Below are 23,205 nucleotides of genomic sequence, written 5' to 3'. Positions count from 1 at the left end.
TAAATATGCAGATATAAACCCCTGCTACATGTTTCTTAAGCATATTGACCTCATTAAAGGACTTTATTACAATAAAACAGCTTCCCTTAACGACCTGAGTATTTATACTGGCCGAAGCATTCCTTATGTGACCAAAGGGATAGCCGATTTGATGAAGTTAGATATTGTAAAGGAAGTAGGTATAAGGGCGTCAAGCGGGGGCAGAAAGCCCGCAACTTATTCTTTGATAGCTGACACCGGTTTTATCCTTTCGGTAGCTATGAACCAGTTTTTGACAAGAATTGTAATTGTCAATATGAATAATGAATTTGTGGGAGAGGTGCAGGAGTTTGAATTAAAACTGGGCGATAACAAGGATGCTATCCATTCATTGATAGCCTGTATCAAGGCTGTGGTTGTTAATTCAGGATTAGCCCAAGATAAGTTTTTAGCTATAGGGATTACCATGCCTGGATTTATTGACGCGTTTTTGGGTAATAACCTGAGCTTTCTTAAAGTCCCGGAAGAAACATTGGTAACCTACATTGCCAAACACGCCGGACTACCTGTATTTATTGAAAACGACTCGACAGCCATAGCCCTGGCTGAGCAAAAATTTGGACTTCCCATTGCCCGTAATAACTCCATGATCATTAACCTGGGCTGGGGGGTTGGTTTGGGGATGATCATCAATAAAGAGATATTTAAAGGGCACAGCGGTTTTGCGGGAGAGTTTAGCCATTTGCCGCTTCATAAAAACGGAAAGCTATGCTCATGCGGTAAGCAGGGCTGCCTGGAAACAGAAGCTTCTTTGCTGGCTATTGAAGCTAAAGCTGCTGAGGGCCTGAAACAGGGGCAGGTTAGCAGCCTCCTAAAGTACGATACTGTATCGGCAGATAATATCATTGATGAAGCACTTAAAGGTGATGCCTTTGCAATAAAAATCATTGCCGAGGCTGCTTATTTTATTGGCCAGGGCCTGGCCATATTGCTGCATTTAATGAATCCCGAAAGCATCATTTTAAGCGGGAAGGGGAGCGTTATCGGTAAATTATGGCTCAGCCCTATTCAGCAGGCCATGAACGAGCACTGCATTCCCCACTTAACCACCTACACCCAATTAGCGGTTTCAAATCTGGGCAATAACGCGCAACTGTTAGGAGGCGTAACCACAGTGATTGAAAATCTATATAAACTTAATCCGCAGGCCAATATTTCTGAGCCTACATAAACATATTCAAGGTCTTTTTTTAACTCAATTAATCAATTTTTCATGCAACAATTTTATCTAAACTTGAAAAGGTGGGTGGTCCTGCTACTGCCCCTTTTTATCTCGGCAAATTTATTTGCCCAAACCAATGTTACGGGAGTGGTGCGCGATGATGCCGGGCCTTTACCGGGTGTAACCGTGTTAGTTGTGGGTACAACAACCGGTGTACAAACCAACATAAACGGTGCGTACAGCATTAAAGTGGCTAAGGGTGCAGTGCTTAAATTTTCATCTGTAGGCTATACACCAAAAGAAGTTACCGTGGGCGACAATGCTGTGATCAACGTAACACTGGCTGCAGGTAAAGGCGAATTAAATGAAGTGGTAGTTACCTCATTTGGTATCAAACGCCAGGAAAAATCCCTGGGTTATGCTACTACCACCATTACAGCGAAGCAATTAACAGAGGCCGGTAATACTAACTTTGCTTCAGCATTGTATGGTAAAGCTCCTGGTGTTAAAATCACTACTGCTCCAGGCGGTTCAAGCAGCGCTGTGAACGTGCAGATCCGCGGTATCAACTCGCTTAACTATAACACGCAACCCCTGTACGTTGTAGATGGTGTTATTATCCGTAATAACAGCGAGACAGGCGCTGGTGGTTCAAATAACGGTGGATACTGGTCTGATCAGCGGATCAGGGGTAACGGTATCCTGGATATCAACCCACAGGATATCGAAACCCTTACCGTATTAAAAGGTGCGAGTGCTACAGCGCTTTACGGATCTGATGCTATGAGCGGCGCTATCGTGATTACCACCAAAAAAGGTTCAAGATCAAGAGGCCTTGGTGTTGATTTCAACTATGTAGGTACTGCCGAGCAGGTAGCCTTTACACCAAACTTCCAAAACGTTTACGGTCCTGGTTATGACAGGGCTACCAACCTTGCAGGTGGTTTTACCGAAGACGGTTGGTTAGCTGATGCCAATTCGCCAAGCGGTTACAGGCCGCGTTTTAGCTCATATGCACAATTCGGCCCTAAAATGGAAGGCCAAAAGATCAGGTGGTGGGATGGCGAGATCAGGGATTACAGCCCACAGCCAAACAACTACAAAGACCTGTTTCAAACGGGCTATAGCTCAAATGCCAACATAGCTATATCAAACCAAACAGACAACGTTAATTACCGTTTGTCGGCAACCCGTTTAGATTATACCGGTATCCAGCGCGGTCAAAAACAACAAAAAAACTCGTTTAACTTAAATACCACTGTTAAGTTAAGCAATAAGATAAGCGCGGATATCGTTGCGAGCTACGTAAATACTTTAACTCATAACCGTCCGTATCAGTTGGGTCGTGTATTAGCCAACTTTGGTGGCTTCCTAAACCGTTCGGAAAAAGCGAGTGTATTGCTGGATAACTATCAAACATCGGAAGGTTATAAATACGTAACGCTTGCTAACGCTGCCAGAAACCCGGCTGAGGCTTTCAAATACAATATGAGCGGTGCGGATATTATGGACTTTTACTGGACACAGTTAAAGAATAGTGAGGATGAAACCGAAAATCGCTTAATCACCAGCGCTACTTTAAACTGGGATGTGCTGAAAAATGTAAAGTTCCGTGGACGTATAGGTAGTGATTATACCGGTCGCAACACCGACTCGCAACAATACAATGAATACTCTACTGCTTTTAACGGTTCGTCAAGTACAGGTTATTACGGTGTTTCCAAAGCTCAGTATTCAATTACTTACGGCGACTTATTATTAACCTATTCGCCAAAACTTACTAAAGACCTGAGTATGACTGTTAGCGGTGCGTATACCTCACGCAGCGAAACTTATCGTGATCAGTCGTCAGGGACCAATGGCGGTTTAGTAACCGAAAACTTCTTTTCTTTATCAAACTCATACGGCGTGCAAAATACAAGCGCAACCCGTGGGGCCTTAAAAAGCCAGGCTTTCTTTGGTGTCTTAAACTTTAATTATAAAAATTATTTGTTTTTAGAGGGCACTGCGCGTAATGAGTCGGCTTCAACGCTTCCAACAAAAAACAACACCTATTTTTATCCATCAGTAAACGCGGGCTTTGTATTTTCGGATGCGTTTAAAATGCCTGAATTTATCAGCTATGGAAAATTAAGGGCATCGTATGGTGTGGTTGGCAACAGGGCGCCAAGGTATGTGGCAAACGTGTTGTACAATCAATCATCATTGCAAACGCAACTCGGTTCTGTTACACAACTAACCTATGAGGCTGCTTATGGTAACTTGCAATTAAAGCCCGAAATGAAATATGAGCAGGAATATGGCGTAGAAGCCCGTTTCCTGAGAGACCGTTTAGGGTTTGATTTTACTTATTACACCAACCAGGTTAAAGACGTAATTATGGCATTAAGCGTTGCGCCATCTACTGGAGCTGCCAAGTTACTGGCTAATGCCGCTACTTTACATAGCAATGGTTTTGAGGTTGCTTTAAACGGTAAGCCTGTTACAGGTAAGTTTAACTGGGATGTTCGTTTAAATTTTGCTATAAACCGTTCCAAAACAAACAACCTGGCGCCAGGTTTTGACAAGCTTACATTCTACTACGGTGATCAGTCTGCATTAGCAGTAGTAGCCGAGGCCAACCAGCTTATAGGTAATATCCTGGTTTACCCGGTTGCTAAAGATGCTAATGGCAACAAGATTGTAAACGGCGATGGTTTATACACAATTGATAAATCAAAATATGTTAATGTTGGTAATATCCAACCTAAAATTGTAGGTGGTATTGCTAACACATTCAACTACAAAGGCTTCTCTCTTGATGTGTTGGTTGATTATCGTTGGGGCGGTAAAATGGTATCAAACCCATTAAAATACGGTACAGCTGCAGGTATGTACGAAAGCACTTTACAATATCGTGATGCTGCCCACGGTGGTTTGGCTTATTATATTGACGGCAATGGTGGCAAGCACTTAGGGACTGCACCAAACGGTGGCAAAACCTATAATGACGGTGTTATATTACCGGGTGTAAATGAAAGCGGACAGAAAAACACAACCATTGTTGATGCTGCTTCATATTATCTGAATACTTATGATTGGGGCGAAAACTCTGTAAACGAAAACGCGGTGTTTAAAAACAACTACGTGAAATTGCGTGAACTTGTATTTGGATACAGATTGCCTGTAAGTGTAAGCAAGGCGCTGCATCTGAACAATTTAAGAATCTCTTTAGTAGGAAGAAACTTACTGTATGTATACCGCACACTTAAAAACCTTGATCCTGAAGCCCCTATTGGCGACACATGGTACAGGCAAGGTGTGGATGAAGGTTCATCACCTGCTACCAGGAGTTTTGGATTCTCATTAAACGCGAATTTTTAATAGTATAAGTCATTGATTATGAAAAAGAATTTCAAATATATAGGATACGCGTTTTTGCTTGCTTTATCATTGGGAAGCTGCAAAAAAAGCATCGACGAAAAATTTAACAACCCCGAACAAACAGCCCGTGTGACTATTCCTTATATGTTTACTGGCATGTTGAACAACACCAGGGTAAGGGCTGAATACTGGCATTACAGAACGTTTGTATTAACTGCAACAGCGGATTTTTCACAAACCTGTTTCCTGCCGAATACCAATACTGTATATCAGCCTAATGATGGCTATATGGGAAACCGTTGGGAAGATTTTTATCATCCAAATGGTTCGGCCAATGGCGTAATGGCTTTGTATCGCACAATGGAAGTTAATTATAACCAGATGGCGGCTGCTGAAAAGGCTGCTAATGACGTGTTCATGAATGCTTCCCGGGTGGTTTTATTTGATCAGGCATCAGAAATGGTTGATTGCTGGGGTGATATCCCATTCAGCGAGGCAGGAAGCCTTGAGACAAGCGCTGCTGTGAAAAATCCTAAATTTGATGACCAGATAGCGCTTTACAAAAGCTTCATCTCAGGTTTGGATGCCGCTTCAACATATTTTAAAACAGCCACTCTATCGGGCCAGTCAAGCAAGGCATTTACACAACAGGATATCTTGTTAGGTGGCAGTGTTGATAAATGGAGAAGGTATGCTAACTCTATCCGTTTGCGTATGCTGATGCGTATGTCTTTTTATGATGAAGCTGGTTCAAAAGCCGAAGTAGCCAAAATGCTTGCTGATCCAACATCATATCCATTGATTGATGGTGGCAATACTGCGGCTTACAGCCCGGCGGCAACCGACGTTTTATTAACACCGTTAACTACTTACACCGGATCGTTGCAAAACGCGCTTACCGAAGGTGGTAGTAACTATGCGCCAGATTACCTGTTAAATACCGTATTGTTGCCAGCTAATGATCCAAGGATCCCGGTATTATACGATAAAAACGGTAATAAAACCTACCAGGCAATGCCGGTAACTTTTACAAGCGAACAGGCCTCATCTGAAGCTGCGAAATATTCGGTAGTTGATTCAACCACTTTCTTAACCAACAACAAACTTCCGGGTATCGTAATAACCGCACCTGAGGTTAATTTCCTGAAAGCTGAAGCTTTTGAGCGTTGGGGCGGTGGTGATGCTAAAGCAGCATACGAAACTGCGGTTAGCCAATCTGTTTACTATTATTTTTATTTGAACAGCTTGGGCACCGGTAGTAAACCAACTTTAAACACAGCTGATATTTCTACTTTATTAAATTCGGCTTCAGTAGCTTATACAGGTACACAAACACAAAAACTGGCAAAAATATGGACACAGAAATGGGCGCATTTTGGCTTTATGCAAGGCACCCAGGCCTGGAGCGAATACAGGCGTACAAAATATCCAGTATTGAATTTCCCAAGTACAGGTAAATTGGCCAATTACACTACTCCGCCAAACAGGTTAGTATATCCAAGTATCGAAACAGGTCTTAACAGTCATTATAATGATGTAAAAGCAAAAGATACCCGTACAACAAAGATCTTCTGGGATGTAAAATGAGATACCAGATAATAGTTGATTGAGGAGCCGCCCACGTTTGTGGGCGGCTTTTTTTGTACTTGTATAAATATTTTTCCCTATGCGCGATACGTGCAAAAGCAAATCATGTGCCCCGCCCGGATAGTAATCATCAATAAACACTCTATCTGACTTTCAGGGTTGTGGAGCAATGTGGATAGCCCGCATTGGTTCTTAAGGCGGCTGTTCGGTGGGTAAGATAAAACTTTAAATTTACTCACCTCATCGCTTTCCTTATTGATGCGAATTGATGGCAACTGCTGACCGACAACAAAATGCCGATTCAAATGATATGGGCAGGAAAACCTTATCCAATGGATTATGAGGCAATAGCCAGTTTTGATAAGATCGTAAACTTAGGTAAGTATTACCCAAACTGCGCGATTTTAGTCGGGTATGAATTGCGTTTATCACGACTGCTTAAACAAGGGGCAGATGTCTGGCTCAACACGCCGCGGCTAACCCACGAAGCTTCAGGTACGAGCGGGATGTCGGCGGCAATGAACGGATGTATTAATGTTTCGATTCCTGATTGCTGGTTTCCGGAATTCGTTGTGGATAGAGTGAATGGCTTTGTTGTTCCTAACACTCAAATTAATGAACATGAATTTCAACGGGATAAACCGATGCCCATAACCTGTACAACTTGTTGTAAAAACGGTCATTCCGCTGTATTATAATCATCCCGATCAGTGGCTCAGCATGATCACGGCCAGCATGCAGGGTATATTACCTCGTTTTGACAGCAATCGGATGGCAGATGAGTGCTATACACCTTTATACCACCCGGCCTCAATCCTAACGTCCATAGTTCACCTAAAGACAAAAATCATCTTAATTTCTGATAATGAGCATTTATTTAATAGTTAATCGCCCTGAACTTTATAATCAGATTAACTGAATCATTTGTTTTTGCCAGATGCTGGAGAGAATGAGTACACCAGATTGAATGCTATTTCCAATTCTATTTTTTGATTTAACATTACCGGTCAAAACGAGATGAGAGCCCGCTGGGGCGTAAATACCTGTACCAGGCAGTGTAGGTAACAAATGTTACCGTTTAACTTTTTTGCTGAAACTACTTTTGTTAAAAACTAAATTGATGAACAAAATAAAGCAATTGATCAAATGGGGACTGATCCTCTATATAGGAATACCAGGCTTCCTCGCAATAGCACAAGCGCAGGACATCCATCAAAAGCTAAGCCTGAATGAGGCCATTTTGGCAGCTTTAGCTAATAACAAAGCTATTCGAGTGGCCGGTCTGGACGAGCGTATTGCGGAGTCAAATTTCAACCAGACCCAGGCGATCTTCCTGCCGCAGGTTGATCTCTCTTATACAGCTATGAGCACAAACAATCCGCTCAGCGCTTTTGGTTTTAAACTGCAGCAGCGCAGCATTGCGCAAAACGATTTTAATCCCGCCCTTTTAAACCATCCTTCTGCAACACCGGATTATATGGCACAAGTAGAGGTCAAGCAACACCTGCTCAACATTGATATGCTATACATGCGTAAAGGTGCCGAAAAACAAACCGAAATTTACCGGTATAAAACACAGCGCACCCAGGAGTACATTACTTTCGAAATCACAAAAGCGTTTTTGCAGCTGCAACTGGCCTATCAGGCGGAGAAAGTTTTGACGGAAGCAAGCCAAACAGCAAAGTCTGTATATACCTTCACCGAAAATCACTTCAAACAAGGTTTGATCCAAAAGTCGGACTTATTGAATGCCCAGGTGCATGTAACCTCGGTTGAAAGTAACCTGGCAAAAGCAAGAAGCAGTATCCTTAACGCTTCTGATTACCTCAGCCTGTTAATGGGGCAGCCGACCGGGAAAATTTACAGCATCGCTGATGAGCCGCAAACAAACTTGTCAGTTATCGACAGCACGCAAAAGATATTCGCTAACCGGTCAGACTTTATGGCCATGCAGAAAGCAATTGATGCATCCAGCCTGATGATCAAATCGAGCCAGATGAGTTACCTGCCAAAGCTGAATGCCTTTGGCAATTACCAATATAATGACAGCCGTTTAACCGGGTTCGGTGCTAAAGCTTACCTGGTCGGTATACAGTTATCGTGGAACGTTTTTAACGGGAATAAGACCAAACATGTTATTGCCGCACAAAAACTGGAGCGTGACAAACTTACCATGCAGTTAGCTCAGCAAAAAGACCAGAGCCAACTGGAGCTTGACAAAGCTTACCGTGACCTGTCCGATGCACAATTTGAAATGGGCCAGGACCAGGCCGCAATAGAACAGGCAGCCGAGGCCCTGAGAATCTTACAGAACCGTTACCAGCAAGGGCTGGTCAATACCACAGATATATTGACTGCAGATACGCAGTTGTCCCAATTGAAATTTTCGCTTGCACAGGCGCGGTTTACCGCAGATGTGACTAACGCCTATATCACATTATTAACAACAACGACCACCAAATAAACCATCAGATATGAACTTGCCGATCCATAAAAACAGGACTTTACAGCTATTTGCAACGATAGGTTTGCTGCTTATTAGCTCCTGTTCTTCCAACGAAAAAAAAGACACACACGCTGGTGCAGATACCGCCATTTTTGTTACGGTAAGCCAACCTTCGGCCGATGCCAACCAGGGATTGACGGTAAGTGGACAAGTAGAGGCCAGTCAAACAGCCAATATCAGCACCAGGGTCATGGGCTATATCACGAAGATCAATGTTAAAGTGGGCGACCGGGTGAATAAAGGGCAAACGCTGGCGACTATCAGCAATGACGATATCCTGGCGAAACGGGCCCAGGCCGATGCGATGATAACAGAAGCTGAAGCTGGTTTTAAGAACGCACAAAAGGACTATGACCGCTTTACCGCATTGTATAAACAGCAAAGTGCTTCAGCTAAGGAACTCGACAATATTACACTGCAATACAGTTCGGCAAAGGCACGATTGGAAGCAGCAAAACAACAACGTAATGAGGTAAACGCCACGCTCAGTTACACCAGCCTGACCGCTCCTTTTTCAGGAACCGTAACTCAGAAAATGATGGATGCCGGTAGCATGGCCACCCCCGGAATGCCACTATTGACCATTGAACAAAGCGGGAGCTACCAGGTGAGCGCAACTGTGCCTGAAAGCGAGATCAGCCTAATAAAAAAAGATGCGCAGGTAACGATAAATGTCGATGCCATTCATAAAGTGATTAATGGCAAAATAACGCAAATCAACCAGTCTTCTGAAAACAGCGGCGGCCAGTATATGATCAAAGTAAATATCCCAGATAACGAAAAGCAAGGCTTGTTTGCCGGCATGTACGCCAATGTGGCCATCCCGTTACCATCGGCAATAAAAACCAACAATACTGGTGGTCAGTTGATGGTTCCGGTATCGGCTATCGAATATAAGGACCAATTAACTGGCTTATACACCATTGGCAGTAACCATACCGCCTTGCTTCGCTGGGTAAGGCTGGGCAAAGCGCAGGGTAACCAGGTAGAAGTATTAAGCGGACTGGCTTTAAATGAGCAATTTATTGTCAGCGCAGAAGGCAGATTGTATAACGGTGTAGCTGTTAAAATAAAATAAGAACATGAAAGACGGATTTGCAGGAAATATTGCTAAGGCATTTATACAGTCGAAATTAACCATACTGTTGATGATCGCCTTTTTACTCATTGGTGGTTACAGCACCTTCTTAATTCCGCGCGAGGAAGAGCCGCAGATACAGGTACCGATGGCCGATATTTTTATCGGGTACCCCGGCGCCTCTCCAAAAGATGTGGAAACCAAAGTTGCGGCACCAATTGAAAAAATGATCTCGAATATCAAAGGCGTAGAATACGTTTATTCAACTTCTATGCAGGGACAAGCCATGGTGATCGTGCAGTTTAACGTGGGCGAAGATGTAGAACGTTCATTAGTAAAGCTTTACAGCGAGCTATTGAAGAATATGGATAAAATGCCGCAAGGCGTTACGCTGCCATTGATCAAGACCAGGGCCATTGATGATGTGCCGGTATTAGGGTTAACGTTATGGAGTGATAAATATGACGATTACCAGCTGAAACAGGTGGGACAGGAATTGGCTAACGAGATCAAGAAGATCAACGATGTATCTGATGTCAATATCATCGGCGGCCGTAACCGCGAGGTAAAAGTATTGTTGGATAAAAATAAGATGGCCGAAAACCATGTGGACTTTTTGTCGCTGAGCAAACAAATTCAGGGTAGTAATATGCAATTACCAGGCGGCACGCTGCTGCAAAAAGATACTGCCTTTTCCGTCGAAACCGGGAATTTTCTCACTTCATCAGATGATGTTGGCAATTTGGTGGTAGGTATTAACCAGCAGCAGCCGGTTTATCTGAAACAGATAGCCAAAGTTGATGAGGGTGCGGAAACGCCGAATCAGTATGTGCTGTTTGATTATGGGAAAGCGGATACTAAAAACGTTCAAGCCTTTAAATCGAATTACCCGGCTGTCACCCTATCTGTCGCCAAAAAGAAAGGCGCGGATGCCATGAAATTGTCTGAACAGATCCTTGGTAAGGTGGAGCATTTAAAAGCAAGTTTATTGCCTGATGATGTGCATCTAACCGTCACCCGTAATTATGGCGAAAGCGCGTCAGACAAGGTGGGTGAATTACTGCTTCACCTGTTTATCGCCATCGTGGTGGTAACTGTATTTGTAATGCTGGCGATGGGCTGGCGAGGTGGATTAGTTGTATTTCTTTCTGTGCCGGTAACCTTCGCGCTTACGTTGTTTGCCTACTACTTTATGCATTACACGCTTAACCGAATTACCTTGTTCGCTTTGGTGTTTATTACGGGTATCGTTGTAGATGATTCTATTATCGTCGCCGAAAATATGCACCGGCACTTTAAAATGAAAAAATTGCCTCCATTGCAGGCCGCCATCTATGCCATTAACGAGGTTGGTAATCCTACCATACTGGCAACCTTCACTGTAATTGCAGCTGTATTGCCAATGGCTTTTGTATCCGGTATGATGGGGCCTTATATGAGCCCAATGCCTATCGGAGCCTCAATCGCTATGATCTTATCGCTGATAGTTGCTTTGACCTTAACCCCTTACCTGGGCTACATCTTTTTACGTGAGAAAGAGAAGCATGGTATCGCTGACGAAGAAAGCAAACCAAAACTACTGGAAGAAACCCGCATCTATAAAATATACCGCTCATTTATACGGCCTTTACTCGAAACCCGCTGGAAACGCTGGGCATTTATACTAAGCATCGTGGTGATCCTGTTCGCATCGTTATCGATGTTCTACACCAAGGCGGTGGCCGTTAAAATGCTGCCATTTGATAACAAGAATGAATTTCAGGTAGTGGTTGATATGCCGGAAGGAACCACTCTCGAAAAGACACAGGCCGTAGCAAAAGATATAGGATCCTATGTATCCAGACAAGTACTTGTCAGGAATTATGAAACCTACATCGGCACTTCTGCCCCGATCAGCTTCAACGGGTTGGTGCGCCATTATGATCTGCGCCGGGGAGACAATGTTGCCGATATACAGGTTAACCTGGTTGATAAAAATGACCGCAGCATCCAAAGTCACGACATCGCCAAAGAAATGCGTGGTCCAATACAGGAAATTGCCAAAAAATATAATGCCAATGTGAAGATCGTGGAAGTTCCCCCGGGTCCGCCGGTGTTGTCAACCTTGGTGGCTGAAATTTACGGGCCTGATTATAAGGAGCAAATCAAAGTGGCCAGGCAGGTAACAACTTTAATGAATAAAACCTCCAATGTGGTAGACGTTGACTGGATGGTCGAAGACGACCAGCCGGAATATCATATTGAAGTGAATAAGGAAAAAGCAATGCGTTATGGTATCGCTACGGCACAAATAGCTGCAACGGTTAACGCCGGGCTGTCGGGCATGCCGGTTGGCAATACAGCCCAGCCCGCTGCTTATAACCAAACCGCAATTAAGCTACAGTTGAGCGACGCCGATAAGAGCAATATAGATGATGTGCTGAACCTAAAAGTGATTGGATTACAGGGGAACGCAGTACCCGTAAAGGACCTGGTTACCGTAACGCGGCAGACCAAACCTAAAAGCATATACCGTAAAAATCAAAAAGAAGTAGTTTATGTACTGGGTGATATGGCCGGTGACCTGGAAAGTCCATCTTATGCTATTTCGGATGTTTCTGACCACCTGAAGTCGGTGACAGTTCCCAAAGGCTTTTCGCTAAAAGAGGAATACACTCATCAGCCGGAACTGGAGGATAATTACAGCCTGAAATGGGATGGAGAATGGCAGATCACTTTTGAAGTATTTCGCGACCTGGGTATCGCTTTCGCCGTAGTAATCATCATGATCTATATCCTGATCGTAGGTTGGTTCCAGAATTTTACGGTGCCGCTGGTGATGCTTGCTGCGATACCGCTTTCATTGATAGGTATTGTGTTAGGCCACTGGATGCTGCACGCTTATTTTACCGCAACCTCCATGATTGGTTTTATAGCCCTCGCCGGTGTGATGGTGCGTAACTCTATCTTACTGATCGACTTTATCAATATCAGGCTGGATGAGGGCATCCCGCTCAAACAAGCCATTATCGAAGCTGGTGCGGTACGGACTACGCCTATATTACTAACAGCCGGCGCAGTGGCCTTAGGCGCAGTGATCATTCTGTTCGACCCGATCTTTCAGGGGCTTGCTATCTCGCTGATGGGCGGTACGATCACTTCCACCTTCCTAACCCTGATCGTGGTGCCCTTATTATATTTCAAAATGATGCGTAAAACTCATCTTAATCCTAAAAAATCCGCGTCATGAAACTATTGGTCGTAACTTGTCTAAAAGAATGCCTGGGCGACATTTCAAAAATATTTAAAGAGGCAAACATTGATGTTTTTAGTACCAGCGAAATCATAGGACAGAAGCAAGGTAAAGGCACTAATCTTTTGGAAGATTGGTTTGCCAGCGGCGATGAAAAAGTTGAGTCAATGATGATCTTCACGTTTACGCCGTCGGCAAATGCGAAACAGGGGATGGAACTCATTAAAATTTATAACGAAACGCATGATGAAAAATTTCCGGTTAGGACATTCATCATGCCGGTAGAGAAATTTCTATAACCTAAAAGAAGATGAAAGAAAGAATTGTACGTGCCGTTGCCGGTACAATGGTGTTAACCAGTATAATATTAGCGTACACAGTAAATATCCAATGGCTTTGGCTAGGGGCATTTGTCGGACTTAATTTAGTCCAGTCCGCTTTTACGAGGTTTTGTCCTTTGGAATTGATCTTAAAGGCAGTAGGCGTCAAAGATTGATAACGGGAAGGTTTGTAACGGATCGTTCAAGTTTGCCCCCCGTTAGTGCTAAGCGCCCGATAAGTGATGAACATCATGAATGAGGCTATTGACGGTCATTATTTGTTTATTATAACAAAGGTAAATTGGCTTTCTGATCAATACAAAATGGAAACAACCGATGGAAGCGCATTATTATAAAGTAGAAGTTAACTGGAATACAGAACGCAAAGGCATGATGTGTTCCCCCGAGTTAAACCGGGATGCCGGCAGTTGCATCGAAGTTGCGACACCCCCCGAGTTTCCGAAAGGGGTTCCCGGGATCTGGTCGCCCGAGCATTTGTTCACGGCCGCCGTGAGTAGCTGTTTAATGACCACCTTCTTAGCCATTGCAGAAAATTCGAAACTCTCATTTGTGAGCTTCAGCTGCAATTCAAAAGGGAAACTCGAACAGGTGGACGGGAAATTCATGATGACCGAGGTTATTCTTGAGCCCACGGTAACCATCGCTGATGAAAAAGACAGGGAAAGAGCCGAAAGGGTGTTGCAAAAATCAGAAACGGCTTGTCTCATCTCCAATTCAGTCAGGTCAAAGATCATCATGACCCCATTAATCAAAGTTCTCAACATTTAAATTAACTTGTATGTCAAAACCTCATATCATTATCCTCGGCTGCAATTTTGCCGGGCTTACAACAGCCAGATATATTCATGCTGCTGTAAAGGACAAAGCGAACATTACCATCATTGATCGTAAAGCATTGCTCACCTTTGTTCCCAATATCCCTATGCAGGTTTTGGCCAATATCAACCCGGCAATCGACCTGCAATATAAATTCATGTCGTACCTGGAACATGACGGAAGTGAATTTATCCAGGCAGAGGTAACTACCATTGATGCCGATGCCAACACCGTATTTTACCAGCCGAACGAACGGCCCGGTCACCCGGTAAGAAAAATAAAATATGATTACCTGGTTGTTGCGCTGGGTAACCGCCTGGCTTACGATGCGGTGGACGGTTTTAATGAGAACGGACATAGCGTTACGGACGCTTTTTTGGGTAACCGGCTGAGAAATTACCTGCATAAAGAATACAAAGGGGGGCCTATAGCGCTCACCTCTGATGTTTTTCACCAGGGTAAGAGCTGGAAGCTGCCGTCCGGCTTGCCTATAGCCATGACTGCATGCGAAGGCCCGCCTGTTGAACTTGCATTTTCATTGGCACACTGGCTGGAAAAAAATCAAAAAGGCAATGCCGAAACAATTTATCTATCAACTCCTGCAAAAGTAATTGCGGAAGATGCAGGAGAAACGATATTGCATCAGCTATTACCCATGATGGCAAAAATGGGCTACCATTACCAGGCAAATACAAATGGTATCAAAAAGGTTTATAACGGCGGTATTGAGTTTAACGATGGTTCGTCACAGGAAGCAGAGGTATCTATCATTTTCCCCGACTGGCAGGCACATCCCTTTTTAAAGGAATTGCCTTTTACAGATGATATGGGTTTTGTCGTCACCGATCTGTATATGCGCAATCCCGATTATCAGAATATTTTCGCGGTTGGTGACGCCGCTGCAATTACCGTTCCTAAGATCGGGTCACTGGGCCACATGGAAGCCGAAGTATTGGCTAACACTATAGCGAAAGAATTAGGCGCCATTAAGGGAGATATTAAACCTATGGAATTTGAACTGCTATGCATGGGTGATATGGGTGGCATAAAAGGTTTTTACATGCGTACCAATGAATGGTGGGGCGGTAAAGAAAGCCACCTGGAGATGGGCATTACACCTTACGCCCTGAAAATGGGCTTTAAGCAAATGTATTATACCCTGGGCGGGAAAATTCCGCAATGGGGGCTGGCATTAAGTGAAATGATTGGCGATCATACCGTTCTGTAAAAAAATATTAGTGCCTTTAACTATGAAGTAAATCTTAGAAAGACAGTCGTTGAAAATCGAGTGTAACATTTGTTACCGTTGCTAAAGCTGATTCGAGGGATCTTTGTGTGATCATTAAATACTTAACCATCATTAAAATGGAAGAGAAGCAAGAAAAGGCGCTGGCGATGTGGCCGGCCATTGTCAAAGCCAAATGCCCTAAATGTCGGGTCGGAGATATTTATACCAGCCCTTTATATAGTTTAAGCGGCCAGAAAATGCACATCAATTGCCCGCATTGCGGGATGACCTATGAGCGGGAACCGGGATATTTCTATGGTGCTATGTATGTAAGTTACGCTTTTATCGTGGCCGAACTGGTAGCCCTGGCTATTGGTACATCCATCATAACAGGAAGCGATAACCCCTGGTTGTACATTATCGTTTTATTAGGTGTTGTTGGCCTGCTTGCCCCTTTCAACATGAGATACTCAAGGGTTATCCTGCTCCATTGGTTGACTCCAGGCCTCCATTATCATCCGGATTTAAGTGCCGGTCATTAATATGAGGTTATGAAAAATACGATACTGTACAATTGGACCTTGGGCCGCAGGCTTTGGGTCATTATCGGCTTAGTGATTATTACGGAAGGGATTTTCAAAAAAGATTTAGTAAGCTTTATCGGAGGCCTGATTTATACCGGGATAGGGGTATTTAACAAAACGCTGTGTTCAACCGGCTTGTGTTCGTTTTCTCCTAAAATAATAGAAACTCCAACCGACGACAATGGCACCAAACAAATAAAAAATTAATATGAATTTATTTAAGCAGTTATTTGGCGGCTCGCCGTCTGTTGACCTGGGAAGTCTAATCAAAGATGGCGCATTTTTAGTTGATGTACGCACTCCTGGCGAGTTTGCGGGCGGCCACGCTAAAGGTTCTGTCAATATTCCTTTAGACCAGTTACCGCAACAACTTTCCAGGTTCAGGAATAAGAAAAACATCATTGTTTGCTGTCAAAGCGGAGGCAGGAGCGGGCAGGCAAAAGTAATATTGGAAAAAAACGGTATAACCAATGTCATCAATGGCGGAAACTGGAATAATGTAGCGCAATACTGTTAACTTAGCTACATGGATGAATCTGCCAATTTTGCTTTTCAGTTTGAACCTGCGCTGATAGAAGAAATTGAGACGTTTGGTGAATTACGCTCATTCAAAGACGGTGATATCATTATGGATTACGGAAAATACATCCGTATGATGCCCCTCGTAGTAAGAGGTACATTAAAGGTATTGAAAAAGGATGATAATGGCAATGAGATATTGCTATACTATCTATCCAGCAGCGAAACCTGCTCTATGGCATACAGTTGTTGCCTGGAAGAAAAAAAGAGCGAAGTTAAAGCCATCGCTGAAGGTGACCTTCAGATCATAGCCATTCCGCATAACAAGCTGGATGAATGGTTATGCAAATACCCCAGCTGGAAAAATTATATCATGCGGAGCTTCAATGAGCGTTTTTCAGAATTGTTAAAATCGATAGAAAGTATCGCGTTTCATAAGCTGGACGACAGACTGATCGCTTATTTAAAAGAAAAGAAGAGATTATCAGGTTCCAATCTGATTAGAGCCTCCCACTACCAGATTGCCGATGAGCTGGCCACTTCCAGGGTAGTTATTTCACGCCTCCTAAAAATCCTTGAAAATAACGGGAAGATTTTACTATATCGTAACGAGATCAAGTTACTACATAATTTCGACGCTTAATTATTCCAGCCCAACATTGATCGTAATGCAGATCCCGACATTTTATTTAAATAAGACCAGGATCACTTTTCTATGTAACATTTGTCACCTACCAGCCTTTTTATATAGGTTAATTTTATTAAAAAATTAATGCTATGAAAAAGAACATGGGTACGCTTGACCGTTCTTTACGGATCCTTGCGGCGCTTGCAATAGCGATCTTATATTATACGGGTGTTTTGTCAGGGACGCTTGCAATTATTCTGCTGGCCCTTGCCGCTATCTTCATTTTAACAGGGTTTATCAGTTTTTGTCCATTGTATTACCCCTTCAAGATCAGCACAAGGAAAACTGGCGCCTAACTTAAAAAACTGCCGGTTTAATCCGAGCGAAAAGACAGAACGTGATCGCAGGCTTTCGTGAGCTGCATGAACCATTTGCCTGCAAAGTGTCCAGATATGCGTTGAATACCCGGACAGATTCCTTTATGCCTTTTAAGCGACCTGCTTTACTGTTCTATTGCGAGAGTTCAGAGGTTCTTGATGCTGTGGTTTCCGCCCGTTTTCCGTTCACTGTAACGCGCATGTAAATTGGTACCGGGTCGTCATTGTAGTTCTTTGGTTTCTTCAAATGGAAGAGCAAGCTGAAACTAGTTTTCATGTTAAATAACATTAGAAAGTGAAACAAAACTAAGTTTGCAACTAATCACAAAGAGGTTAATTATTTAATTCATTGACATTCAATATGATGTATTTGATTCGGTGAGTGAATAAAAATATCAGGTTTACTCACCTTATCGCTCTCTTTTGATGCGAATTGATGGCGATTTCGAGTATTTGAAATAAAAGCAAAATTCTGCAATTATTTGATTTACAGTCTTTTGAATAATTGAATATCAAAATCAGCGGGGTGAATGGGAATCTATTAGAACACCTGGAAGGAATTTTGGTAATTGTGAGAAGTATAATTGAAAATAAAATTGTTTAAAACCTCAACTAAGACTTAGGAAACTTCGCGTACTTTTTATATTGCTCTATAAATTCTTTCGCATCCCTTAAATTTTTTGGATACGGTGTATAGTTATCGCATTTACCTTTAACTAATTCGCTTTTCCCAACTTGATAAATATGTTGATATGTAAACCCATTATCAATAAGAAAATTTACCAACTGCCATCCTTTTAGATCAGCCTTTTTGGGGGGCCTGAAACGATGAGGTAAAAGTTTCATTGGCTTCCCGCATTGTGGACAGAAAAACACTTTTTCAGGGTCGAAACAAATTTCTCTGTTCAGACATAACCTGCACGATAAACATACTTTTTTGTGCCCCACAGTTGATTTATATGGTTATTTACAAATGTTATTCAAAGTTAACTATTGAGAATAGAAAAAGCCCATTGTTAAACTATAACGATGGGCTTAAAATCTTTCGCAACTTGCGAACCTCTTGCGTAGCGGAGAGGGAGGGAACAATAATCCTTATGATTCTCACTATAAATCAATACTTTGTGTTCTTATTCAATCGGAGGTCACCTAATAGATCACCCTTAAATAATCAAATCGCTTGTGCTTATTGAGCAAAGATAGAACTATTTCTAAATATAATGCTCCCAAATCTAAGAAGCTGTTTAAATTTGATTTAGTAAAAATATTATAGCTGATTTTGGTGGATAATTAAGCAGCTTACAGCGGCGTTGATTGGGAAAAGTCACATAATATTAAGCTTGAATGTCTACAAAATGCCCTATAACATTTTTAAATTACCGTTTTTAAACAGCTTCTAAGATGAAGGAATTGACAGACGCCCTGGTCTCAACTATCTATCGGAACTCATGCTGGTTCTACTCCGGCGCTGGGTACCGAGCCGGAGTTAGTTCTGGAGTATAATTGCCATCAGCCTGATACATTTCATTGTGCTCATCAGCAGGAACGATGATCTTGCCGCAATATCCCATCTATACCGATAGCTTTAAAAGCACAAGAGACTTCAACCCTGTTCTAAAAGTTCCTCCCTCCGGCAGAAATTGCACATCTGCATCCTCCTCAAATTTTTGGCCTACCACTTTCTGACTATTTTCAACAAGCAAGGGTTTTTCCTTAATATCACTACTTAAGTTTTTATTGTTCCCAAATTCGTTGGCCATTATAAAATGTTTATAAAAGTAACAGCCTAAACCAAAATTTCGCATTTAGATGTGTATGCATATAGAACATAATTGCCTACCGGAATGTCAGTAAATTATAGATCACCATTACCTAAGCCCCTTTTAGTAGGAAGAATAAATTGCTTTATAACACCCTTATAATCGCTCAATATCTGGATATATAAAACACCACTTTTGCTGATAAAGCCAAACTCAGTGAATGAAAAGATATGCTTTGAATCGTATGGTATCACCTTTTGTGTAATTAGTTTTATCAAACTGTAAATATAATCATTCAGATGGATATAGCCTTGTCAAGCTACCTGACATGTTTGTTTTTAAATTATGATTTAATGAATTGGTTTGGCAAGCAATTTTTTGGATACAACTACAAAAAAAACAAATAAACGTCAATATTTTTCTACCATAAAATTTCGGAAGTATCAATTTAATTGCCCCCCCAATAAAACAAATGTTGAATTCATATTGAAATGCTGTTTCAGGATAATATTTTTCCATATGGGTCAAGACGTATTCAGCTTTCGTTCTTGATTAAGAAACAAACATGAACTAGTAAAAGCTTTATTAATATTAACTAAGTGATTAATACTAATAAAGCTTAATTCGAATTAAATAATAATCGATTCCCTTACAAGCAAAGATCTTGTCCACCTTGTGACGGCTGACAAGTCAATCCAGAGCAGCATGCCACTCCGAAAAAACCGCTACAAATAAAGTGACTGCTTCCACATCCACCACCCCCACCGCCACTGCCAGCCATAATTTTTTCATTTCGGATCTACTCAAAACATTCTTGATGCTTTTTAAACTTAGTTTTTCAGTTTTCATAAAATATAAAAAGATTTACAATTGGTTTAGCTATCACGTGACTACCGGCATGCAATTAAGGGCATACAACCTTACTTTGCAAAGTATTTTTAGCGACAGTTTAAAGGATCGATCTGCCATAATTCGACCATATTTCTTTGCTTTCACCTATTTATAATTCCAATAATTTCGATGAATAGTTAGGAAACCTGCCTGGCATCATTAAATTCGGAATTGCACGACTTTAGGCATTTGTAAATAATCGAGAAAATATTACGGCTATTCATATTGTGTTTTAGGTCTTGGTTAACTATGAGTAATAGTAAGTATTTTAAAATAAAAAGCAACAACTTTTGAGTTAGGCGATCTTCTTTTTTAATATACAGCCTAAATACATTGCAGATAACAAGGATACAATCATTAGTTTGTTGTAAAATAGATATGCTGGCCTCTCACGGCGCTCATGTTAATGCGCGAAGAAGCAGCTTGGATATCACCAACGTCACAGAGGTCGACCTGGATAATATTTATTACACGGATAGGTATCGAATCAATGATCGAGTAATATCCATGTGTAGATCATCAACCAATTGCCGATATTGATTCCCTATAATTGTCGTTTTGTTTTTTATGCGGGGAATTTTTTACCAGGGCCTATTTTCCGGAAAAGGCTGTTAAAAGGCAATACAAGCATGCACACGATCATAACCGGGAGCGTACGCAACTATAAACGGATCAGTTAATACGGTTTTAGGTTACTTGATAGTGATTGTTATCTTGTTGGTTTAGAAATTGAGAGACGATATGGATATTTATTATTGTTTTTTGATTGATAGTTTTTATAATAAAAAAATAATCTTTACTTTTATAACAACCAATTATTTAAACCAAATACCTTACACTGAATTGAAAATATCTAAAATTATCATTAGTTCTAGTTAAAGAACTGAAATTACAAATTTTTGGAATAAAGAAATGATCTGGTGAGTGTTTACCAGTTGATGATTTTGATGGTATACATCATGAGTTATCACGCAGGTATTGATTCATAGGTACCATTGCTCGCCCGTAAAAATGCTTTGCAAAGAGAGGCTGTATGCACCTATTGCCTACCACTTGCTACGTGATAGCTAAGTTGGCTTAAACCTTAATTGAAATTTTATGAAAAATCAGCAACTAAGTTTGAAAAACATCGCCAATGTTCTGAGCAGATCAGAGATGAAAAAATTATGGCTGGTAGTAGAGGTGGTGGCTGTGTTACATATATAGCATGTGGCATTGGAGGCATTGATACGGGCGGTTCACCGCCGGTCTGCTGTTATGCATGCGTTCCAAATGACGTCTGGTCAGAGCGGCAGCCGTCAGGATATCTGCGTAGTACATTTTCTGGGAACCTGAATTGCAAACGAATAGAGATGGCCAAGCAAGCTTTAGATATTTTAACGCTGACGGCGAAGGAAGATATAGAATTGTTATTGAGGGAATAGATGAAAATGGTAATCTTGAATATCAGGTCTTTCATTATATGGCCAGGTAGATCGAATTGAATTTATTAGTTATATCAATTTCAGGACCTTAGTTTTATTGAATTCGATTTTGAAAAAAGCACTTTGCAAAGTAGGATGCATTTCCTTATTCATAATGCCGGTTGTTCCGTGATAACTATTTGTTAATCATTTATCTAATTTATACTTTATGAAATCAGAGAAATTAAGTCTCAAAAACATCAAAAATGTTTTGAGCAGGTCAGAAATGAAAAAAGTAATGGCTGGAAGCGGTGGAAGTGATTGCTGTTATTGCTACAACGTTTGTACTAGTACAGGATGGCAAGTGGTCAGCAGCAATTGCGCGCAAGCCTGCAATGGTCCTTGTTCCAGCACGCTTTACACCGGCTGCCTTTGATCTATTTAATTGGTCCTCCGCCCGGAACGGGCGGAGGACCAATCATTGCCAGGAACTGGTTAATAAATGTGACTATCGGCAACAAGGGCCCGGCCGTAACTTTTAACAGGAATTCAGGAAATAATGTCTGCTGGACAAACCATGAGTTCTGCCTCCAGCTGATTGTCGTCGGTATTCAATCTCATAATCCAAGCATTATCCGGATATTGCTTTCTAACGAAACCGGATCAATATAATAATCCCCTTCGAAGTAGTCTTCCTTTCCGGATGTTTGGCATATCTGATGATAATAGTTTATTTTGAGGCACTCTGCCATATACCAAAACAGAGGGCTGGGGTAGTCAAGTTCGTTTGTATTCTTCTGATGCAGCTCCAAAAGAGCAGCACCGCTTTCCATAAAGAGGAGATTTGTAAGTCCAGAACCATGTGTCCCGATTAAATACCTGACCTCTGAGAAAATGGCTACTTGTTCTAAAAACGAATGCTTTTCGGGGCAAAAGACTGCGAATCCATACTTTTTTACAACTTCCTGGACGGCTTCTTCGTTTATCACCTTCCGACGTCCGGCAAGTTCGCGGCTGACATAAAGTTTTGGTCTTTTTTGGAAAAATATCTTTTTTGAATTCCTCACATAATTGCGAATAAAGCTGCTGACTTGTTTTAGTTCGGTGGCGCTGTAAGAATCACAAATGGGTTTGATTTGCGGAAGGCACAAACTTTCTACCCAAAGACTTTTGCCATCGGGAATGAAGTAAATGTTTTTTACTCCAAAGGGCTCAAGTGACCCCATAATAAAATCGGCATTTTTGTAGTGTTCAGGAAGAACCAATATCAACTCATCGAGTTTGTCGCGAACGCTCCACAACCTGAAAATTGACTCACAAATCCAGTGGTAATAATTAAACCAGGGATGGTGTATCACTAAATAAGTATGAGAGCCATCGAGCTCAATTAAATTCCCCGGATGGTCAAGTGCATTATAGTAATAATAGCTTACTTCACTCTGGTAGTCTTTTAGCTGGTTTGCGTAATCGTGATGGCTCTCTTTTATCAGTCCATTTTTGTTCATACAAAAACCAGTAAAGGATACGAAAATGTTTTTGAGGCGTTTGACTTTCAACGGGGCCACCTCAAAAGTCAAACGAGAGGCATACAGATGCCTGTTTTCGTTTTTCAAATTTATGGGAAATGGTACTGTAACGGTTGATGGCATAGGATTGGCGATTTTCACTTAATAAAAAAAATGAGTTTGTAG

Annotated in this window: 21 protein-coding genes; 17 read left to right on the top strand and 4 right to left on the bottom strand. The window is 41.8% G+C overall.

Translation table 11 applies throughout. The annotated features are described in order from the left end of the window. Window positions 1–28: 28 nt before the first annotated feature. The 16 genes from DIU38_RS21985 to DIU38_RS21910 all read left to right on the top strand — a co-directional run bounded on the left by DIU38_RS21985 (window position 29) and on the right by DIU38_RS21910 (window position 17,439). Window positions 29–1,210, top strand: a complete 1,182-nt coding sequence (locus DIU38_RS21985) for an ROK family protein (protein ID WP_112657465.1) — start codon at window positions 29–31, stop codon at window positions 1,208–1,210. Window positions 1,211–1,252: 42 nt separating this feature from the next. After that, entirely contained in the window at window positions 1,253–4,564 is a 3,312-nt protein-coding gene (locus DIU38_RS21980) for a SusC/RagA family TonB-linked outer membrane protein (protein WP_112657467.1), read from the top strand. Window positions 4,565–4,582: 18 nt separating this feature from the next. Beyond that, window positions 4,583–6,151: a SusD/RagB family nutrient-binding outer membrane lipoprotein gene (locus DIU38_RS21975; RefSeq protein ID WP_112657469.1), complete on the top strand. Its 1,569-nt coding sequence runs from the start codon at window positions 4,583–4,585 to the stop codon at window positions 6,149–6,151. A 293-nt stretch (window positions 6,152–6,444) separates the two neighbouring features. Then, on the top strand, window positions 6,445–6,849 hold the full coding sequence (locus DIU38_RS21970; RefSeq protein ID WP_112657471.1) for a hypothetical protein: 405 nt from the start codon (window positions 6,445–6,447) through the stop codon (window positions 6,847–6,849). A 422-nt stretch (window positions 6,850–7,271) separates the two neighbouring features. Next, entirely contained in the window at window positions 7,272–8,615 is a 1,344-nt protein-coding gene (locus DIU38_RS21965; protein WP_112657473.1) for a TolC family protein, read from the top strand. Between the two features lie 10 nt (window positions 8,616–8,625). After that, window positions 8,626–9,735, top strand: coding sequence for an efflux RND transporter periplasmic adaptor subunit (locus DIU38_RS21960; RefSeq protein WP_112657475.1), 1,110 nt, complete (start codon window positions 8,626–8,628; stop codon window positions 9,733–9,735). Window positions 9,736–9,739: 4 nt separating this feature from the next. Continuing rightward, entirely contained in the window at window positions 9,740–12,964 is a 3,225-nt protein-coding gene (locus DIU38_RS21955; RefSeq protein ID WP_112657477.1) for an efflux RND transporter permease subunit, read from the top strand. Continuing rightward, window positions 12,961–13,266 carry a hypothetical protein gene (locus DIU38_RS21950; RefSeq protein WP_112657479.1) on the top strand — a complete coding sequence of 102 codons (306 nt, stop codon included), beginning with the start codon at window positions 12,961–12,963 and terminating at the stop codon, window positions 13,264–13,266. The genes DIU38_RS21955 and DIU38_RS21950 overlap by 4 nt, the downstream gene beginning before the upstream one ends. Before the next feature lie 11 nt (window positions 13,267–13,277). Further along, window positions 13,278–13,463, top strand: a complete 186-nt coding sequence (locus tag DIU38_RS21945; RefSeq protein ID WP_112657481.1) for a YgaP family membrane protein — start codon at window positions 13,278–13,280, stop codon at window positions 13,461–13,463. A 160-nt stretch (window positions 13,464–13,623) separates the two neighbouring features. Then, window positions 13,624–14,076 (top strand): OsmC family protein, encoded by a 453-nt coding sequence (locus tag DIU38_RS21940; protein ID WP_112657483.1) that lies wholly within the window; start codon window positions 13,624–13,626, stop codon window positions 14,074–14,076. A gap of 10 nt (window positions 14,077–14,086) precedes the next feature. Next, window positions 14,087–15,352, top strand: coding sequence for an NAD(P)/FAD-dependent oxidoreductase (locus tag DIU38_RS21935; RefSeq protein WP_112657485.1), 1,266 nt, complete (start codon window positions 14,087–14,089; stop codon window positions 15,350–15,352). 137 nt (window positions 15,353–15,489) lie between these two features. After that, a complete protein-coding gene (locus DIU38_RS21930) occupies window positions 15,490–15,894 on the top strand; it encodes a DUF983 domain-containing protein (RefSeq protein WP_112657532.1) in 405 nt (134 codons plus the stop codon). A gap of 9 nt (window positions 15,895–15,903) precedes the next feature. Beyond that, window positions 15,904–16,143, top strand: a complete 240-nt coding sequence (locus tag DIU38_RS21925) for a hypothetical protein (RefSeq protein WP_112657487.1) — start codon at window positions 15,904–15,906, stop codon at window positions 16,141–16,143. Window position 16,144: 1 nt separating this feature from the next. Next, window positions 16,145–16,453, top strand: a complete 309-nt coding sequence (locus tag DIU38_RS21920) for a rhodanese-like domain-containing protein (protein ID WP_112657489.1) — start codon at window positions 16,145–16,147, stop codon at window positions 16,451–16,453. Between the two features lie 9 nt (window positions 16,454–16,462). Further along, window positions 16,463–17,098 (top strand): Crp/Fnr family transcriptional regulator, encoded by a 636-nt coding sequence (locus DIU38_RS21915; protein ID WP_112657491.1) that lies wholly within the window; start codon window positions 16,463–16,465, stop codon window positions 17,096–17,098. Window positions 17,099–17,232: 134 nt separating this feature from the next. Next, the gene (locus tag DIU38_RS21910) at window positions 17,233–17,439 is read left to right on the top strand and encodes a YgaP family membrane protein (RefSeq protein WP_112657493.1); all 207 of its coding nucleotides are present in this window, start codon (window positions 17,233–17,235) and stop codon (window positions 17,437–17,439) included. Between the two features lie 154 nt (window positions 17,440–17,593). Here the strand turns inward: DIU38_RS21910 and DIU38_RS33185 are convergent, their stop codons facing one another. From DIU38_RS33185 to DIU38_RS33180, 3 genes are all read right to left on the bottom strand, one after another. Beyond that, window positions 17,594–17,737, bottom strand: coding sequence for a hypothetical protein (locus DIU38_RS33185; RefSeq protein ID WP_167516250.1), 144 nt, complete (start codon window positions 17,735–17,737; stop codon window positions 17,594–17,596). 1,294 nt (window positions 17,738–19,031) lie between these two features. After that, complete coding sequence (locus DIU38_RS21905; protein ID WP_112657497.1) at window positions 19,032–19,220, bottom strand: hypothetical protein; 189 nt, start codon at window positions 19,218–19,220, stop codon at window positions 19,032–19,034. A gap of 690 nt (window positions 19,221–19,910) precedes the next feature. Next, on the bottom strand, window positions 19,911–20,069 hold the full coding sequence (locus tag DIU38_RS33180; RefSeq protein ID WP_167516249.1) for a hypothetical protein: 159 nt from the start codon (window positions 20,067–20,069) through the stop codon (window positions 19,911–19,913). Window positions 20,070–21,199: 1,130 nt separating this feature from the next. Between DIU38_RS33180 and DIU38_RS21900 the strand changes: the two genes are divergently transcribed. Continuing rightward, on the top strand, window positions 21,200–21,535 hold the full coding sequence (locus DIU38_RS21900) for a hypothetical protein (protein WP_146750348.1): 336 nt from the start codon (window positions 21,200–21,202) through the stop codon (window positions 21,533–21,535). A 596-nt stretch (window positions 21,536–22,131) separates the two neighbouring features. Here DIU38_RS21900 and DIU38_RS21895 read toward each other — a convergent pair. Further along, the gene (locus DIU38_RS21895) at window positions 22,132–23,181 is read right to left on the bottom strand and encodes a glycosyltransferase family 61 protein (protein ID WP_146750347.1); all 1,050 of its coding nucleotides are present in this window, start codon (window positions 23,179–23,181) and stop codon (window positions 22,132–22,134) included. Between the last annotated feature and the right edge of the window lie 24 nt (window positions 23,182–23,205).

This window comes from Mucilaginibacter metallidurans (assembly GCF_003286435.2).
Classification (GTDB): Bacteria; Bacteroidota; Bacteroidia; order Sphingobacteriales; family Sphingobacteriaceae; genus Mucilaginibacter; species Mucilaginibacter gossypii.
The sequence above is the reverse complement of the archived record's forward strand: the minus strand, read 5'-3'. Positions and strand labels throughout refer to the sequence as shown.